Source organism: Humibacter sp. RRB41 (assembly GCF_022761015.1).
Taxonomy (GTDB): Bacteria; Actinomycetota; Actinomycetes; order Actinomycetales; family Microbacteriaceae; genus Humibacter.
Genome location: NZ_JAKWJQ010000009.1, coordinates 125415 through 142492, shown reverse-complemented (window position 1 = coordinate 142492; position 17078 = coordinate 125415). Strand labels below are relative to the sequence as shown.

Sequence of the window (17078 nt, the reverse complement as noted above, 5' to 3'; positions counted from 1 at the left end):
CATTGGGCAGCGAGCTGCGCGGTGCTGCCGTCAGACCCGTTCGACAGCCGGCACGGCCACGTGCTGCGTGAGGAACAGCGCGGCACGATCGAGCGCCTGAACGGCTTCGTCGAGTTCGCCGGTGTACGTCTGGAAGACGTGCGGCACGTCGGCCGTGACGTCGAGGATGACATCCACTCCGGCGTCGCGGGCGCGCTCGGCCATCACCGTCGAGTCGTCGAGGAGGACCTCGTTCGTGCCCACCTGCAGCAGCAGAGGCGGGAAGCCTGCCGGGTCGGCGAGCGTGGCAGGAGACAGGAGGTCTTGGTTCGGATCGGCTCCGGCACGGTAGAGATCGCGGTTCGGCTGCAGGCTCTCGACCGTGAAGAGCGGGTCGATGCCGGCCTTGGTGCGATAGCTCGCGCCGGAGCCGGCATTGTCGAGCCCGGGCGAGAACGCGGCGACCGCAGCGGGCATCGGAAGGCCTTGCTGTCGCGCGCGGACCAACGTGGTGATGGTCAGGCCGCCGCCGGCCGAATCGCCGGCGAATGCGATGGTCGACGGGTCATGGCCGGCCTCCAGCAGGGCGCGGTAGGCGGCCGTCGTGTCGTCGATGGCGGCCGGAAACGGATGCTCGGGCGCGAGCCGGTAGTCCACCGAGTAGGCGGTGTAGCCGGTGCGCACAACGAGGTCGGCCGCCAGTCCCAGTTGCGGCTCCGGCGAGCCGACGACGAACGATCCGCCGTGGAAGAAGAGGATCGTGCCTGGCCGCGAGACGTCCGTCGGCTCGATGCGCAGCGTGCGGATGCCTGCGAGCTCGACCTCCTCGGTGCGGATGCCGTCTGGCACCTTCATCGTGCTCATCAGGGTCGCGAAACCGTCGCGCGCCTGCTGGATCGAGTCGCGGGCCTCCTGCGCTGAGCGAGGACCGAAGAGCGGCCGAAAGCCGCGCAGCTTCGCATCGAGTTTCTGACGTTGTTCTCGAGACATGAGCGTCTCCCTTGCGAGTGATGAGATAGTTGCCCAGGCAATAGATGCCATGGCAATAAAGTACACTAAATGCCGTGGCAACGAAATCGCACGATGCGGCATCCGTGAACGCGGCGTTCTTCGCCGACCTCGTCAGGTGCGAGACCCGCCTGTACAACCAGTTCAACGACGAGCTGCGTGCATCCCACGGCATGGTGACCTCGCAGTACGAATTTCTGCACTACGTGCGCGATCACGAGCGACCGCGCACCGCCGACATCGCCGCGGAGTTCGCCATCGGAGTCGGTGCAGTCAGCAAGGCAGTCGACAGGCTCGAGGGCCGCGGATGGCTGACCCGCGTACCGAACCCCGAGGATCGCCGGTCCACCATCCTTGCGCTCACCGACGACGGTCGTGCCGTCATCGATGAGGCCGATGCGACATTTCAGACTCGCCTCGCCGAGATTCTGGGCGATGCGTTGACGCGCGAGCAGGTCGGTGCTGCAGCATCCGTGCTGGCGCAGTTGCGGTCCTCGCTCGAACGGAACGGGCTGGGCACACCGGTCGGGTGAGGGCTGCTGTCACACCGTGCGTGTCTGAACATCGATTCGGGTCAACTCGAACCCTCCGTCGGTGGCGAACACTCCGACCCGCCCGGTGGCCAGATCGTAGATCCGTGTGCTCAGCGTGACACGATCATCGACCACCACAACACAGATGTCATGATCGAGATGCACCTGCAGGGTGTGGCGTCCAGGAGCCAGCGGCACGGGGCGCTCCAGCTCGACCGTATGGGGAACATCCCCCAGGATCTGCCACTGCTCGCCCCCGGTGGTCCCTCGCGGCCAGCGATCGAAGACGATCCGATGGCGCAACGGCTCCAGGCGCAGCACGCACGCGGTCTCACCGTCGTCCGACGTCCTCAGCAGGATGCCGCACGCGTGCGTGCCCTCTCTGATGTCGAACTCCGCCGTGACGAGCCCATCTGCGGGGAGTTCCGGGCCGAGCCAGGTCGCGTGGCGCGTTTCGGCGCCCGCCCCGACCCGTTCGTCGGCGCCGTCGAGGGGTTCGAGCGCGCCTAACACATCCGTCGACCGCCCGTAGAGCGACGTGACTGAGGTCGGCAACCCGAACGCCAGTGACCCATCCTGCAACTGGCGCGCTCGTAGCACCGACATCGTGCCGGCCCACTGCCATGGCGAGCCGTCGCGCCCCCCGTCCTTCGCGGCGATCCAGCCGACGAAGTAGCGCTCGCCGCCGAGTTCGATCGTCTTCGCCGCGTAGAACGCGCGACCGTCGACGGAGTCGTGCTCCGGCGCCAGCCACGGGCCATTCGGACTCGTCGCGATGCGGTATCTGGTCTGGAAGGCGTCGGAGAACTCTGAGTACACGAGATACCACCACTGCCCCCATCGGAAGACGTCGGGGCATTCCTGGGTGATGAAACGATGCGGTTGCCAGGTCGGCTCCGCGGCGCGCCAGGTGATCAGGTCGTCGGAGACGAGACGGGCAATGACGCCGGAGCGGCGGTAAGGGGCATCCGTGATTCGCGTCGCGAGCAGCATCTGCCACGGCTCGCCCTGCGCAGGGCGGAACACGAACGGGTCACGCCAATCCTCCGGCGCATAGCCGGGCAGGGCGCCGAACGACTGGTCAGGATGCTTGGTCCATCGCCCGGGATCGCCGTCGGAGGTTGCGTGGCAGACGACCTGGAGGTCGCCTTCGGCGGTGCGGATGCCGGGGTTGTGTCCCGTGTAGAAGAGGTGGAGGGTCCCGTCGTCGTCGGTGACGACGCTGCCGGTGTAGCAGTCGAAGTCGTCGTCGGCGCGACCGCCGGAGGGCAGCACGATTCCCTCATCGTCGAAGGTGGCGAAGTCCCGGGTGGTCACGGCGGCCCAGGGCATCCCGGTCATGCGGTCATCGGGCGCCGCGTCGTCGCGTTCGTCGAGAAGGTAATACAGCCACGCGACACCGTCGTGCTCGAACGGAATGATGTCGCCGACGAATCCCCCCGCAGGGCGGAAGTGCGTGCTCGCGTCGATGGATATGGCGATGCCTCCGGGGAGATGGGTGATCGGATGGCGGCAGGACGGCTCAGGCACTCCGCGGGCCTGTGAGTGTGCCTCGAGCGACGAAGGTGCAGGGGATCAGCCTGAGACCCGGCGCCGCTTCCTCGTCCAAGAGCAACTTGCCGGCATCCAGGCCCATCTTCAGATGGGGTAGTGCCACCGTTGTGAGCGCCGGATGCAGGTCTTCAGCAAGGTCCGGCTGGTCATCGAAGCCGACGATGCTCACATCGCCGGGGCAATCCAGACCAGAGGAATGCAGCGCCATGAGGGCACCGACGGCCATCCGGTCGTTGCCGCAGATGAGTGCGGTCACCGCCGGGTCGGGAAGAACGCGCATGGCGAGGTCGTATCCGGATCGCACCGAGTAGTCGCCGCTCTCGCGACGAATGCGTTCAGGCGGGACGCCTGCTTCGACGGCGGCATCCATGAGGCCGCGCTCTCGCTGCTTGCGTGCGTAGTCGTCGGCGGGACCCCCTAGGAACACGACGTCGCGGTGTCCCGCTGCGAATGTCGCTGCCGCGGCGTCTCGGCCTCCCTGATACTCGTCGGCGAGCACAATGGTCGCGTCGGAGACCGCGTCGTCCCAGCAGTTCACGAACACGGTCGGCACCTCGGTCTTCGGCACCGGATAGCGCACCGGACTCGCTCCGGCAGAAGCGTAGATCAGGCCGGCGACTCCCTGGTTCACGAGGTTCTCGACGGCCCCTTCAGTCGCCTCGGGCGACTCTGACGTCTCCACCACGAAGCTCACATAGCCCGCGGGCTGCACGGCCTGCTGAATACCGAGTGCGATGCGACCGGCGTACGCCCTCGACACGATCTCATCGGCGAGGATCCCGATCAAGTACGACGTGTTCGACCTCAGCGACTGAGCGGCTCTGTTGGGCTGAAAGTTCAAATCACGCGCAGCCTCGCGCACACGCTCGCGCGTCTCCTCGGCGACCGACACGTCCCGACGGTCATTGAGCACGAACGAGACGGTGGGCTGGGAGACGCCGGCGCGTTTCGCCACATCCTTCATCGTGACACGGCGGGCCGTGATGGGTCGGGATGCCGGGCCCCGACGACCCGCAGCGGGCGCGCGCTCCACGTCTGCGTCGATCGGATCATCTTGGTCAGACATCGTCGCTCCTTTCATCCCCATCTTGGCACAGAATTAATACGTATTGCTAACGACCGAACGACGAGTTATGCTGCTCGACAAATACGTATTGGTAGCAAGTTGCAGCCCAGCTTTCAGCTTGCGCCTCGACCGCTCAGAGAGGAGCGAACTATGACCGGCAGCTTCGGGCCGACCATGGATCGTCGCACGTTGTTCAAGTTCGGCGGCGCCGGGTTGGCCATCACAGGGCTCGCGTCGCTTGCAGCCTGCTCGTCCACGTCCGGGGGAGGCACGAACTCTTCGGCCACCCTCAAGATGCTCTATTTCGGGGAGCAGAAGGCGGCGACAACGATCCAGAAGGCGCTTCAACCGCAGATCAAGAAGATCGACAAGAACGCCACGCTCGAGATCACGGCGATCAACGGCACCGACTGGAACGACTTCATCGCCAAGGTACTCACGCAGATCGCAGCGGGCGCGGCACCCGACCTCGTGAGCGTCGCGACCGAGGGACTGCAGCAGATGGCATCCAAGCAGATGATCGTGCCGCTCGACGACTACGTCACGAAGGACATGTCGTCGCTGAAGAGCTATTTCGGCGACGTGCACCCGGCGCTCGTCGAATCGATGATGTACCAGGGCCATCTCTATGAACTGACCGACAGTTACAACGCGGGCAGCATGTTCTACAGCACCGACCTCTACAAGAACGCGGGCCTCTCGACGCCGCCCGCTGCCTGGACCATGGATGAGTTCCACAACAATGCGGAGAAGCTCGCGGCGCTCGGCTCGAAGACCAATTCCTTCGACTGGGTGGTTCGGCTCTGGGGAAGTTGGACGTCGTTCCTCTACGCCAACGACGGCAACCTGCTTACCGAGGGCAAATACTCGGGCGGCGATTGGCTCTGGAACAAGGCCTACGCCGACAACCCTCAGGCGAAGGGGCGTCACGGAGGCTGGAAGTGGGGGGACCCGACGGCGAACTCCAAGGCCGCGGTCGAAGCACTCGAGTACGTCATCGAGATGCAGAAGGCGAACCTGTCGCCGTCGCCGGACGTCGGAGGCGGCGGAACCCTGCAGGGCCTGTTCGCATCCGGCCGCATCGGCATGACGATCGGCGGCGGGTTCTGGGCAGGCGGCCTGTACAACGCCGGCATGAAGAACGGGAGTTTCGACGTGCAGACGTTCCCGACCTGGAAGAGCAACAAGTCGCTCTTCGGCGCGGGCGGGTACGGCATCTTCAACACGTCGAAGAACAAGGACCTCGCATGGGAGGTCGTCAAGATGCTCGTGCAGCCCGAGACCTTCGACCTGGTCTACCCGGGCAACGTCACGACGCCGGCACGCAAGTCGCTCATGACGGCCGAACGCTACAAGACGACAGGACCAGAGCACTGGTCGGTGTTCTGGGATCAGCTCGACGGATCCGTGCCGATCTCCGCTCCGCCGTACTACCAGGCGCTTGCGACGTCGCTCAACCAGCGCACGACGCAGGCCATCTCCAGTGGCGACGCGAAGGCGGCGCTCGACGGCATGCAGTCCGACCTCGAGAAGGCGCAGGCTAACTCCTGATGTCTGCTGCAACCGAAACGCGCGTGAGCGCGTCTCGGGAGAGTACCCGTTTGATCGCGCGGCGCCCTGGTGCGCGCCGCGCGATCAGGCGGGAGGCGGTCTTCGGTTACCTCATGATCGGGCTTGCGGTGGCGTTCGTCACCGTGTTCACGCTCATTCCGATCCTGGTATCGCTCGGACTGTCATTCTTCTCCTGGGATGTGATCACGCCGCCGCAGTTCGTCGGCATCAAGAACTTCACGAGGTTGTTCAGCGACGGGCAGGTGCTGTCGTCGTTCGGCGTCACGATCGTGCTCGCCATCGGGATCGTGGTGCTGCAGATCGCACTCGGCCTGCTGCTGGCGGTTCTCGTCAACACCCGCAAGCACAAGTGGACGAAGGCGCTGTTCCGCACCACGTTCTATCTGCCGCTGTTGGCATCCACCGCCGCGGTCTCGATCTTCATGGGCTACTTGTTCGACGCGAAGTTCGGCCTCATTAACTATTACCTGAACGAGATCGGGCTGCCGAGCGTTCCCTGGCTGGTGAACCCGACCACCGCGCAAATCACCATGATCCTGATCGTGGTGTGGCAGCAGGTGGGCTTCACGTTCGTGCTCTTCGTTGCCGGGCTCACCTCGGTGCCGACGGATGTTCTCGAGGCTGCCGCGATCGATGGCGCCGGTGCGTGGCGCACGCTGTTCCGCATCAAGATTCCACTGATCAGCCCGACGATCCTGTTCGCCACGGTCGTCGCCATGATCAACGCCATGCAACTGTTCGACCAACCCTTCATCATGACCAAGGGCGGCCCGGGAACGGCGACCACCACGGCCACGATTGCGATGTACCAGACCGGATTTCAGAATCTCCAGTTCGGCTACGCGTCGGCAATCGCCATCCTTCTGCTCGTGATCATCCTGATCATCACGGGCATCCAATTCCTCGCCGCACGAAAGCTGGTGTTCTACCAATGACGACTACAGAAGCGCCGAGCGCCGTCCACGTCGCGGGCCGGCGCAGGCGCCCAGCGGTCAAGGTCGGAAGCATCGTCGGCATGATCGTGCTGATTCTCGGGGCGGTCTTCGCCTTCGGACCACTGCTGTGGACCCTCAGCACCTCGCTGCGCACTCCGGCCGAGGCGTTCACGAATCCACCGCAGTGGATCCCTACCGACTGGGACTTCGGCAACTACGCCGCGGTGTTCAACCAGATTCCGATCGGCCAGTTCTTTCTGAACAGCGTCATCGTCACGGTGCTCATCGTGATCGGTCAGACGATCACGTGCACGCTCTCGGGCTACGCGTTCGCCATGGTGTCGTTCCCTGCGAAGAACACGATCTTCGGCATCTTTCTCGCCACCATGATGGTGCCGCTGCAGACGATCATCATCCCTGTGTTCATCATCGTGAGAATGCTCGGTCTCAGCGATTCGCTCGGCGCCCTGATCATCCCAGCACTGGGCAGCGCGTTCGGCACCTTTCTCATGCGGCAGTACTTCATGCAGATGCCTCGCGAACTCGGTGAGGCGGCCCGCATCGACGGTGCCACACAGTTCGGCGTGTTCTGGCATGTTTACGCCCGCATGGCGTCGCCGGCGATCGCGACCCTGGCCATCCTGAACTTCTCCGGCTTCTGGGCGGAGTTCTACCGACCGCTGATCTTCTTGAACTCGCAGAGCAACTTCACGTTGCCACTGGGACTCGTCGGGCTGCAGGGCAACCTCGGCACCGGCTCCATCTCGGTCGTGCTGGCCGGCGTCATCCTGGCGATGATCCCCAGCGTGTTGCTGTTCATCTTCGCCCAGCGCTACTTCGTCGAAGGCGTCACGGCCGGTTCGTTCCGCTGACGAACTCTCTTCATCTGACTACTCCAGCGACTGATCGCCACAGCCGAAAGGAAGCGTGCGCGCCGATGGCCGAACAGCATCCGCACCACCGTCCGAAGTTCCACATCAGTCCAGCCCGTGGCTATCTCAACGATCCGAACGGACCGATCGAGCTCGGGGACGTGTTCCACCTCTACTATCAGTCGCGTTCGTTCCCTGACCTTGCCGTTCCTGTCGAGTGGGGGCACGCGACGACGACCGACCTCGTGCACTGGACGCTGCACCGGCCCGCAATGGGCCCCGTGCCGGGTGGCCTCGACTCCGACGGATGCTGGTCAGGCAACTCCGTCGTCGAGGGCGACCGGGTGCGCGCGTATTACTCCGGCCACGTGCGCTCCCGGCGCTTCGAGCACATCCTCACCGCGTTGAGCGATGAGAACGGTACGAACTTCGGGGCGCCCGCTCGATTGCTCGACGATCCCGACGCCGCCGATGGCATCCGCATGCTCCGCGATCCGTTCGTGTGGACGGATGCCGACGGCCGGCACATGGCCATCGGCTCGGTCGCCGACGGAGGAGTCGCCGCTATTCGCCACTACCGCTCCGATGATGGCTTGAAGTGGCGCTACGAGGGGCACCTCGCGGAACTTCCTCGTACCGTCGTCGACGGCGTCGATACTGGCGAGGGTTGGGAGTGCCCGCAGATAATTCGAGTCGGCGACCGGGAAGTCGCTGTGGTCTGCTCGTGGTCGTTCGAGGACGGCCCCGGTTCTGTGGTCGCGTTCCCTCTGGACCGCACGCCCGAGCCGCGGGTCGTCGACGACGGACACGACTTCTACGCGCCGTCCGTGGTTCGTCGGAGTTCGCACGGGCCGCTGCTATTCGGTTGGATCATGGAAGGCCGCGATGCCGCTTGGTGGCAGGAAGAGGGATGGTCCGGTGCGATCTCGCTGCCTCGTCGGGTGTGGATCGACGCGGATTCTGTCGGAACCGAGCGCTTGTGCACGGAGCCGCATCCGGCCCTCGATCGTCTGCGCACTGGCGAGCCGCGACACGCGAACGGCGCGGTGCTCGAGCCGCAGTCCGAGCTCGTGATCCCTGCCGTGGCAGGGACCGTGCGACTGTGGTTCGGCATGAACGAGTGGGTCGACGTCGACCTGGACCCGGAAGCAGGAACGGTGGCGGTCGACACGAACCACGCCAGTGTGGATGTCAGGGCGCGTGGAGGTCGGGTCGTCGCCTTCGGCGCATTCGAGGCCGCATCCGCTCGTCCTGCAGTCCGGGTGTTCATCGACGGGTCGGTGATTGAGGTCTTCACGAGCTCGGGTCGATCGCTGACGACGCGCGCCTACCCGCTGAGCGGAACGGGATGGAGGGTCGAGGCGCCGCACGGTGCGCTCGTGTGGAGCCTCGCGGAGGCAGTGCGCCCTGAGGGCAGACTGGGCGACGTGGCTCTCGAGACGGCGGGCACCCCTCTGAGGTAGGCGAACGTGCGAACGTACGTCGGGTGCGCAGGGGCATGCCGTTACGGAGGCAGTTGCCTGGGAGGGGCGATGGTCGTCTCGTTCCCTCGCGCATGCACCGCCGTGTCCCGGTAGAATCGGCGGCTGGAGGGCTGTCCGAGCGGCCGATGGAGCTGGTCTTGAAAACCAGTGGGCAGAAATGTCTCGTGGGTTCGAATCCCACGCCCTCCGCCAAGGAATACCCGATCAGACGTTTCTCCCGCGCAACCGGACCCGGTTACCCTGCCCGTCGCGGCACGCTATCGGGTGAAGCGCGCACACCGTCGTGATTGCCTCCGCGGGCAATTATTGGTGCGCCCTGGGCGATGTCGGCGACGCGTGCAATGATTCGCAGATACGTTCGAAGAAGCGGGGCTGGGATGCGAGGCGAGGCGACGGTGCTGCACGCTGATCTCGACGCGTTCTATGCCTCGGTCGAACAGCGTGACGCGCCTCAGTTGCGTGGGCGGCCGGTCATCGTCGGCGGTGGCGTCGTGCTGGCGGCGAGCTACGAGGCGAAGGCTCGCGGGGTGCGTACCGCGATGGGCGGGCGTCAGGCGCGCGAGCTCTGTCCGGATGCCGTGGTCGTCCCGCCGCGAATGGATGCCTATTCGGCGGCCAGCAAGGACGTGTTCGCGATCTTCCGTGACACGACGCCCATCGTCGAGGGACTTTCGATCGATGAGGCGTTCCTCGAGGTGGGCGGTCTTCGTCGCATCGCAGGCACGCCCGAGCAGATCGCCGTTCGGTTGCGGGAGCGGGTTCGCGTGGAAGTCGGGCTCGCCATCTCGGTCGGAGTTGCACGTACGAAGTTCCTCGCCAAGGTCGCCAGCGCGGTGAGCAAGCCCGACGGACTCCTCGTGGTCGAACCAGGACGCGAGGAGGAGTTTCTGCTGCCGCTCCCGGTCGAACGGTTGTGGGGAGTCGGTGCAGTGACCGCCGAGAAGCTGCACAGTCTCGGGATTCGCACCGTCGGGCAGCTGGCCGAGCTGGAGGAGGGAACGGCTCAGAGAGCCCTGGGCACGGCGGTCGGCGCGCACCTGCATGCGCTGGCAAGGCTGAGGGATCCCCGCCCGGTCGACGTCACACGCCGACGGCGGTCGATCGGCTCGCAGCGTGCCCTCGGATCCCGGCCGCGCTCGCCTGAAGAACTCGACCTGATCCTCACCCAGATCGTGGATCGACTCGCCCGCCGGCTTCGCGACCACGCACGAGTGTGCCGCACCGTCGTGCTGCGCCTGCGTTTCGGCGACTACGCGAAAGCCAGTCGTTCGCGAACCCTTCGCTCGCCGTCCGACCGCACCGGGATGCTGCTCGATGTTGCCCGTGGCCTGCTCGCCGCCGTTCAGCCGCTGATCGTCGAACGCGGGATCACACTCATCGGCCTGTCCCTGTCGCAGCTGGCACGCACCGACGGCATCCAGCCGGAGCTCCCCATCGACTGGGGCGACGGGTCCCGCCTCGACACGGTGGTCGACGCTGTCCGCGATCGTTTCGGAGCGACTGCGGTCTCCAGAGCCGCGCACCTCGGCCGCGATCCCGGCTTGTCCGCCCCGCTGCTGCCCGAACACGAGTGACCGAGGACAACGATGATGCGCGATGAAGACGGCGTGGGAATCTTGCACTTCGCACGAAAGGGAGCGCCGTACGAACCCGAGCCGTCCGCGTGCGTCATCCTTGGCTGCGCCGACTCCGTCGACGCCGGCGTTCCCATCCCCGTCTGCACCCATCACCTTGTTTTCGGCGCCGATTGGATCGCCAGGGAATACGGAGCTGACGATGTGCTGCCGACCCCGTGTCCTGCATGCGGCGCACGGGTGGGCGTTCGATATCCGTCGGGGTGGGTGTGCTCCGTGTGCGAGTGGGTGTACGGCACGAGTCCCGACGACGATCTGCCGCGGCCGCGCGTGGACGTCGTCTACTACATCCGCTTCGACGACCGCATGAAGATCGGCACGTCGAGCAATCTGCGCCAGCGGATGTCGCAGCTCTGGCATCACGAACTCGTCGCGCTCGAGCGCGGTGCGCGTGCCAGGGAGCACGCCCGCCACGTGCAGTTCGACGAGTGGCGGCTGGGCACGAGCGAGTGGTTCCAGGTGTCGCCGGAGCTCATGGAACACGTGGATGCGCTGCGCGCCGGGGTCGAGGATCCGTGGGGCCTCTACGCGCGCTGGGTCAGCGAGGCGATCGCATTGCGCGCATGACGCCTGCGCTGCCGTCGCGTCAGCGCAGGTAGGCGTCGACGAAGAGCGGGCCACGGATCGCGCGGAGTTCATCGATGATCCGCTCGTACGTCTTCTTCGTCACACCCGACGCGACGATGTCGTGCGGTCCCAGGGCGGGGAGGCGGCCGGTGCGGATGCGCACCACCTCCCATCCGGCCGAGCGCAGCGCGCGATCCTTGCGCTCGTCGGCCCGCTGCCGTTTGCCGACGTGCTCGAGCCCGTGCCGTCCTGTGCTGTCGTATTCGAGCGCGACCTGCAGCTCGGGCAGCACGATGTCGGGCCACACCTCGAGGTGGTCGAAGAACGGACGGGCGACGCGGATGGCGTTGAGTCCGGTCGTCTGCGCGAGTCGCGTCTCCAGACCCGCACGGAGCTCTGCCTCGACCGCCGAAGCAGGCTTCGGTGCGCACACGCTCACGAAGGGGGACCCCGTTGGCAGCGCCGGCGTTTTGTCACAGAGAGGACGGGCCGACCGAGGCGGTCGTGCCGGCCTCCGTGCGGATGCCTGGCTCTGGTTCTGCGCATCTCGAATGACGCTCACCCGCGGATTCGGGCGCGAGAGCGCCAGCCGCGTGCACTCGGGGCACCACGCCGAACGCCGGCGCCGTTGCCCGGGTCGGTCGCGTTGCTCCGCCGGCGTCGCCACGAAGACATGGCCTGCCTCGCACTGCCACTGCAGCAGCACTTCCGCCGCGGGCGGGATCTGCGACAGGGTGAAACCGCTGTTCAGCTCTGGATGATATTGCCTGATCAAAGCGGGAAACGAAGCCCAGGCCTCCCGATACGTCCCGACGGGATACGGCACATCGGTGCCGCGCGAGAACTGCCGCCTCGCCCACCACTGATCCACCGGTTCCGCCACACCGGCACCCTAAGGGCCGCCAGCGACAACGGCGCACCTGCCGCGAGGCCGGCTACTGCCGGCGATTCACTCGGTCCAGACGGCCAGTTCATTCCCCGCGTGGTGCATCAGCGGAGCTCGGAGTGCTCCCCGAGCGAATGCCACGTGCGGTTGTGATACACGAGCGGCGACGCCGACCGAGCGTCGGCTGTTTCGGGAAGCTTGGCCTGCAGCGCGTGCACGGCGATGACCGTGGAGCTGCCGGCATCCATGCGGTTGATGACCTTGCCTCGAATCCACGTGTGCGCGGCGGGAAAGTAGGGTTCGCCGGTGATCAGACGATCCCAGATATCGGTGTTCGCGAAACGGTCGATGCCACTGGTCGCGCACAGCTTGGCGATGTCCAGTTGGGCTGCCCCGAGCAGATGCACGATGACGGTGTCGGCGCGACGGATGGTGGGCGCGCTGGATGACTGGTCCGAGATCGAGAAGACGAGGAGCGCTGGTTCGGCGCTGACGGAGAACACCGATGTGGCGGTGAGGCCGACGGGACCGTCGCCGGCATCGGCGGTGACCACCGCGACGCCTGCCGGATGGTTACGGAACGCGAGTTTGAACTCATCGGCGGGCAAGCCGCTGAAGTCGACGTCTCGCTCTGCCCGCTCGGCATGCAAGGCGCTCACGTTCTCATGAGCCATCGTGAATCTCCCATCGCATCGACCACTGTGAGCCGGTCGTCATCCACACTCGCGGATGTTCCTCGGGTGCGCAAACGTGTTGCACCTTGTGACAGCCCACCGCTTCAGCCCGATACCTGAGGCAAGCGCGTGAGTAGCAGACTGGTAGGTGATGTCATAGAACGTCGCGCCGCCCAGCTCGGACGCTTTCGACGGCGCCGTCCTGGCCGGTCCGCCCGTCATTGTGGCGGAGACCGATCCGCGCGCTGAGGCGTGTCTGGAGCTTTGACCTCCACCGTCGCCATGATGGCGTTGCTCGGTGTCATCCTGCGGAGATGGAATTCACGCCCCTCCCCGACGGTGATTCGAGTTCCGCACGGCCAGCGCGTCCACGGAATGGATCGCATCACTGAAGCCGAACTCGGGCTCGCCGAGCTCCACCTCGGGGAGTCGGCGCAGGACCTCGCCGAGAACCGCATGAATCTGCGTCTTGGCGAGTGCTGCGCCCAAGCAGTAGTGAACGCCCCCGCCACCGAACGCGACATGTCGATTCGGCTGCCGGGTGAGGTCGAGGGAATGCGGGTCTGGGAACAGCGTCTCGTCTCGATTGCCTGAGCAGTAGAAGAGCGCGACCTTGTCGCCGGCCGTGACGTGTTGGCCGTCGAACTCGGTGTCGCTCGTCGCGGTCCGCGCGAAACTGAGCACGGGGGACGCAAAGCGGATGAGTTCGTCGAATGCCGTATCGAAGCGGGCGTCGAAGTCTGCCGACAGCCATTCGCGTTGCTCGGGGAATTGCTGCAACGCGAGGAAGGAGAGCGTCGTCGCTTGGGTTGTCGTGTCATCGCCGGCGGTGATGAGCAGGAGCACGGTGGAGAGGATCTCCTCCTCGCCCATCGGATGCCCCTCGAGGCTTCCTTGCACAAGAGCTGTGATCAGATCGTCCGCCGGCTCGCGGCGCCGTTCCGAGCAGAGCCGGAGGCACAGCTCTCGGAGATACTCGCCGCTGTTCGCGACGAACTCCGAAGCCGAGTGCCCTTGCAGGTCCGATGGGACGCGCGTGTGTACGTACGCGTCGGCGAGCTGGACGAATCGTTCGTGCTCGGCCTCTGGTACCCCGATGAGATCGGCAATCGTCCCCATCGGCAGTTGAGTCGCGATCTCCGCCACGAAGTCGAACTCCTCGTGGAGCGCGGCGCGGCCGACGATCTGCATGGCACGGCGCTTGATGCCATGTTCGAGGCGGGCGACGGCGCGAGGTGTGAACGCACTCCCGATCAGTCGACGGTATTCGGAGTGCCGCGGAGGATCGGTCACCAGCATGTTGGCCGAAAGCCGGAACGGCGCAGGACGAACCCCGACCTGGCCGATCTCGGAGCTGAACACCTCCGGCTGCCGGCTGATGTGCGCGATCGCCTCCGCGGTCGTCACAGCCCAGAAGCCGGCTTCGCGGTAACGCTTGGGCAGGCCCGGAGTCTGAAGGGGCGGATGCCAGCTCACCGGCACACTGCGCCGTAAACGACGGAAGGCGTCATCGCGCGAGCGGAAGTCCCGCTGCCAGAAGGCGACCGACGAAATGTCCACGTCGGTGGTCGCATGGTGCGGAGTTCGAAAGTAGGACGTCAGCGTCACGTCGTTCAGCATCCTTGCTGGGTTCACTGCTGGGTTCACGAGGAGTTGGCACGTGCTAAGAAGGTTCATGCTAGCCTCCCTTCTGGCACGAGCCAAGGGGTTCGGCCGAGAAGATGGAGGGTCATCGTTGACTGTTGTACTTCCCTCGCCCCGAATGATCGAGGTCGACTCCGTCCCCACCCTGCGGTGGGGCATCATCGGCACCGGCATCGCGGGACCCTTCGTTCGCGCAATGCACTTGCACACCACGCAGCGGGCCGTCGCGGTCGCAGCACGGAACCCGGAGAAGACGAGGACGTTCGCGCGCGAGCACGCGATCGAGGTGGTCTATGACGACGCATCCGCTCTCTTCGCGGACCCCAGCATCGACGTCGTCTACATTTCGACACCGCATCCGCAGCATCACCGTCTCGCTCTGGAAGCGATCGCGGCGGGAAAGCACGCGCTGATCGAGAAGCCGATAGCGATGTCGGCTGCCGAGGCGCACGAGATCACGGATGCCGGTGAACGCGCCGGTCTGCTCGTCATGGAGGCGATGTGGACCAGGTATCTTCCGCAGTCCGACATCATTCGCCAGCTGCTCGCCGACGGAGCCCTCGGCCAGGTGAACGCCGTGGATGCGAACTTCGGGTTCTCCGCACCGTACGACCCGGAGGGCCGAATGTGGAACAAAGACCTCGGCGGAGGCGCTCTCCTGGATGCCGGCGTCTATCCGATCTCTTTCGCATCTTCGGTACTCGGAGCCCCGACGTCGATCACAGCGAAGGGCACCCTGACATCGACTGGGGTGGACGCGACGGCCGGCCTGCTATTGGAGCATTCGGACGGTTCCGTCGCCCTCGTGGCCACCTCGATGGTGACGTCGGTGCCGACAACCGCGACCATCATGGGCTCCTTGGGCAGGCTCGACGTCGTCAGCCCCTTCTTCGGTCCGACCGGTCTGGAGGTACGGACCGGCTCCCTTGGCCAAGAACAGACCGTGGCATGGCGAGACGAGCGCTTCGACGTTCTGCACGATGGGATGGCGGATGAGATCGTCGCGTTCGCTTCCTACGTTGCGGAGGGCCGCACAGAGTCGCCGATCCACCCGCACCACGAGATCGTCTCCGTGATGAACACGATCGATGAGGCGCGTCGACAGATCGGGACTGCGTCGTGACCCTGGACGACCTGGGCAAGGACATCACGATGAGCGTCCAGCACACGGTCGTATTCCGACTGAGGCATACGAGGGACTCAGCAGAAGAAGCGGACTTTCTCGACGCGGCGAGGCGCATACTGGCGCAGATCGCCGGCGTCGAGAACTTCGCGGTCAGCAGGCAAGTCAGTGCGAAGAGCGACCTGGACTGGCAGTTCTCCATGCGGTTCGCGGACCAATCCGCCTACGACGGATACGATTCGCACCCCGATCACGTGGCGTTCGTCGCCGAGCGTTGGGTACCGGAGGTCGCAGCGTTTCAGGAGTTCGACTTCGTCGCACGATGATGGCTCCGAAAGCGTCGATGAACCGAACGGTGATCCGCATGACGGACGCGGAGAGCGTGGACGCGGGCACAGGACGGCGCATGCCGACCATGAGCGACGTCGCTTCGCGGGCGGGCGTCTCCCGGCAACTGGCATCCCTCGTGCTGCGCGGCGAGCCGGGGCCAAGTGAGGACTCGCGGCAGCGGGTCCTCGATGCCGCAGCCGAGCTGCACTATCAACCGAACGCATCAGCGCGACTACTGCGTCAACCACGCACGAACCTCATCGGCGCGATGTTCCACACGCTCAACGCGTTCGAGGTGCGCGTGGTGGAGTTGCTGCTCGATCGCGCTGCCGAACACGGGTTGGGCGTCGTGCTGGCCCCGATCACGGCCACACGGACCACCGAGGTCGCAATCGCGCAACTGCTCGAGCAGCGTGTCGAGGCGATCGCCTGTTACAACCCCGACCCCGCATCGCCGACCTTCCAACGCGCTCTCGATCTGCTCCCGGTCGTCTGGATGGGCGAACGATCGTCCGACCCTCGCGCGGATGTCGTACGAACGGATGACACCGCCGGCCTCCGCACGCTCGTCGAGCACCTCACGGGGCTGGGTCACCGACGCATCGCATACGCCGGCGGGCTCGGTGGCGCCGCAGGAACGGGCAGAGCGCAGGCCTATCGGGAGGCGATGACCGCAGCAGGCCTCGTCGATCGGATCGACGTCATCCCCGTCGCATTCGATGAAGAAGACGGTGCAGATGCCGCGCGAATCCTGCTCGATCGAGTTGCGATGCCGACGGCCGTGATCTGCTGCAGCGACCACTGCGCAACAGGACTCTTCGCGACCCTCATGCGTGCCGGGGTGTCCGTGCCCGATGAGGTCTCCGTGACCGGCTACGACGACAGCAACATCGCGTCGCTGTCCTACATTCAGCTCACCACCGTGCACCAAGACGTCGAGCTCACCGTCTCAGCGACAGTCGGCGCGATTCTCCGCAGGCTGACCGAGACGGATGCGACGCCACGCGAGGTCGCCACTCCCGCGCCCCTGGTCATCCGCTCGACGACGGGGCCCGCCCGCAGCGACGACGAAAGGTAGTCGGACACATCGCGAACGTGCGATGGACGGATGGCGCACGTCTTGGCGCCAGTATCCAATAATCCTGACTAATGTGAGCGGGACAACAGAGTGTGATGGCTCCAACCGGAGCTGGCGCAATCTAAATAGTAAGATAAGC

At 65.5% G+C, this 17078-nt stretch carries 16 protein-coding genes and 1 tRNA gene; 11 read left to right on the top strand and 6 right to left on the bottom strand.

Going from position 1 to position 17078, the window contains the following annotated elements; translation table 11 throughout:
• Nucleotides 1–30 precede the first annotated feature (30 nt).
• The gene (locus MJ603_RS18235) at nucleotides 31–969 is read right to left on the bottom strand and encodes an alpha/beta hydrolase (RefSeq protein WP_243065186.1); all 939 of its coding nucleotides are present in this window, start codon (nucleotides 967–969) and stop codon (nucleotides 31–33) included.
• Nucleotides 970–1043: 74 nt separating this feature from the next.
• Here MJ603_RS18235 and MJ603_RS18230 point away from each other — a divergent pair, with 74 nt between their 5' ends.
• Complete coding sequence (locus MJ603_RS18230; RefSeq protein WP_243065185.1) at nucleotides 1044–1520, top strand: MarR family winged helix-turn-helix transcriptional regulator; 477 nt, start codon at nucleotides 1044–1046, stop codon at nucleotides 1518–1520.
• A 9-nt stretch (nucleotides 1521–1529) separates the two neighbouring features.
• On the opposite strand, the gene MJ603_RS18225 is transcribed toward MJ603_RS18230, so the two are convergent.
• Together MJ603_RS18225 and MJ603_RS18220 are read right to left on the bottom strand one after the other, a co-directional pair.
• A complete protein-coding gene (locus MJ603_RS18225) occupies nucleotides 1530–3050 on the bottom strand; it encodes a glycoside hydrolase family 32 protein (protein WP_308220617.1) in 1521 nt (506 codons plus the stop codon).
• Complete coding sequence (locus MJ603_RS18220) at nucleotides 3043–4140, bottom strand: LacI family DNA-binding transcriptional regulator (RefSeq protein WP_243065184.1); 1098 nt, start codon at nucleotides 4138–4140, stop codon at nucleotides 3043–3045. Before MJ603_RS18220 ends, MJ603_RS18225 begins: the two co-directional genes overlap by 8 nt.
• A gap of 150 nt (nucleotides 4141–4290) precedes the next feature.
• Between MJ603_RS18220 and MJ603_RS18215 the strand changes: the two genes are divergently transcribed.
• The 7 genes from MJ603_RS18215 (at nucleotide 4291) to MJ603_RS18185 (ending at nucleotide 11204) form a co-directional block, all read left to right on the top strand.
• Entirely contained in the window at nucleotides 4291–5691 is a 1401-nt protein-coding gene (locus MJ603_RS18215) for a sugar ABC transporter substrate-binding protein (protein ID WP_243065183.1), read from the top strand.
• A gap of 50 nt (nucleotides 5692–5741) precedes the next feature.
• Nucleotides 5742–6647 (top strand): carbohydrate ABC transporter permease, encoded by a 906-nt coding sequence (locus MJ603_RS18210; protein ID WP_243065182.1) that lies wholly within the window; start codon nucleotides 5742–5744, stop codon nucleotides 6645–6647.
• A complete protein-coding gene (locus MJ603_RS18205) occupies nucleotides 6644–7519 on the top strand; it encodes a carbohydrate ABC transporter permease (RefSeq protein WP_243065181.1) in 876 nt (291 codons plus the stop codon). The genes MJ603_RS18210 and MJ603_RS18205 overlap by 4 nt, the downstream gene beginning before the upstream one ends.
• A 65-nt stretch (nucleotides 7520–7584) precedes the next feature.
• Nucleotides 7585–8982, top strand: a complete 1398-nt coding sequence (locus MJ603_RS18200; RefSeq protein WP_243065180.1) for a glycoside hydrolase family 32 protein — start codon at nucleotides 7585–7587, stop codon at nucleotides 8980–8982.
• A 125-nt stretch (nucleotides 8983–9107) separates the two neighbouring features.
• Nucleotides 9108–9195 (top strand) — tRNA-Ser (locus MJ603_RS18195).
• A 185-nt stretch (nucleotides 9196–9380) separates the two neighbouring features.
• Complete coding sequence (gene dinB / locus MJ603_RS18190) at nucleotides 9381–10577, top strand: DNA polymerase IV (protein ID WP_243065179.1); 1197 nt, start codon at nucleotides 9381–9383, stop codon at nucleotides 10575–10577.
• 33 nt (nucleotides 10578–10610) lie between these two features.
• Nucleotides 10611–11204 carry a GIY-YIG nuclease family protein gene (locus MJ603_RS18185; RefSeq protein WP_243065178.1) on the top strand — a complete coding sequence of 198 codons (594 nt, stop codon included), beginning with the start codon at nucleotides 10611–10613 and terminating at the stop codon, nucleotides 11202–11204.
• Nucleotides 11205–11223: 19 nt separating this feature from the next.
• On the opposite strand, the gene MJ603_RS18180 is transcribed toward MJ603_RS18185, so the two are convergent.
• The 3 genes from MJ603_RS18180 to MJ603_RS18170 form a co-directional block, all read right to left on the bottom strand.
• Nucleotides 11224–12087, bottom strand: a complete 864-nt coding sequence (locus MJ603_RS18180; protein WP_243065177.1) for a zinc-ribbon domain-containing protein — start codon at nucleotides 12085–12087, stop codon at nucleotides 11224–11226.
• Nucleotides 12088–12194: 107 nt separating this feature from the next.
• On the bottom strand, nucleotides 12195–12764 hold the full coding sequence (locus MJ603_RS18175; protein ID WP_243065176.1) for a flavin reductase family protein: 570 nt from the start codon (nucleotides 12762–12764) through the stop codon (nucleotides 12195–12197).
• Between the two features lie 321 nt (nucleotides 12765–13085).
• Entirely contained in the window at nucleotides 13086–14372 is a 1287-nt protein-coding gene (locus MJ603_RS18170) for a cytochrome P450 (RefSeq protein ID WP_243065175.1), read from the bottom strand.
• A gap of 154 nt (nucleotides 14373–14526) precedes the next feature.
• Here MJ603_RS18170 and MJ603_RS18165 point away from each other — a divergent pair, with 154 nt between their 5' ends.
• The 3 genes from MJ603_RS18165 to MJ603_RS18155 are packed head-to-tail and all read left to right on the top strand — an operon-like array spanning nucleotide 14527 to nucleotide 16939.
• Nucleotides 14527–15531, top strand: coding sequence for a Gfo/Idh/MocA family protein (locus tag MJ603_RS18165; protein WP_243065174.1), 1005 nt, complete (start codon nucleotides 14527–14529; stop codon nucleotides 15529–15531).
• Complete coding sequence (locus MJ603_RS18160) at nucleotides 15528–15857, top strand: Dabb family protein (protein ID WP_243065173.1); 330 nt, start codon at nucleotides 15528–15530, stop codon at nucleotides 15855–15857. The genes MJ603_RS18165 and MJ603_RS18160 overlap by 4 nt, the downstream gene beginning before the upstream one ends.
• A 38-nt stretch (nucleotides 15858–15895) precedes the next feature.
• Nucleotides 15896–16939, top strand: a complete 1044-nt coding sequence (locus tag MJ603_RS18155) for a LacI family DNA-binding transcriptional regulator (RefSeq protein WP_243065172.1) — start codon at nucleotides 15896–15898, stop codon at nucleotides 16937–16939.
• Nucleotides 16940–17078 lie beyond the last annotated feature (139 nt).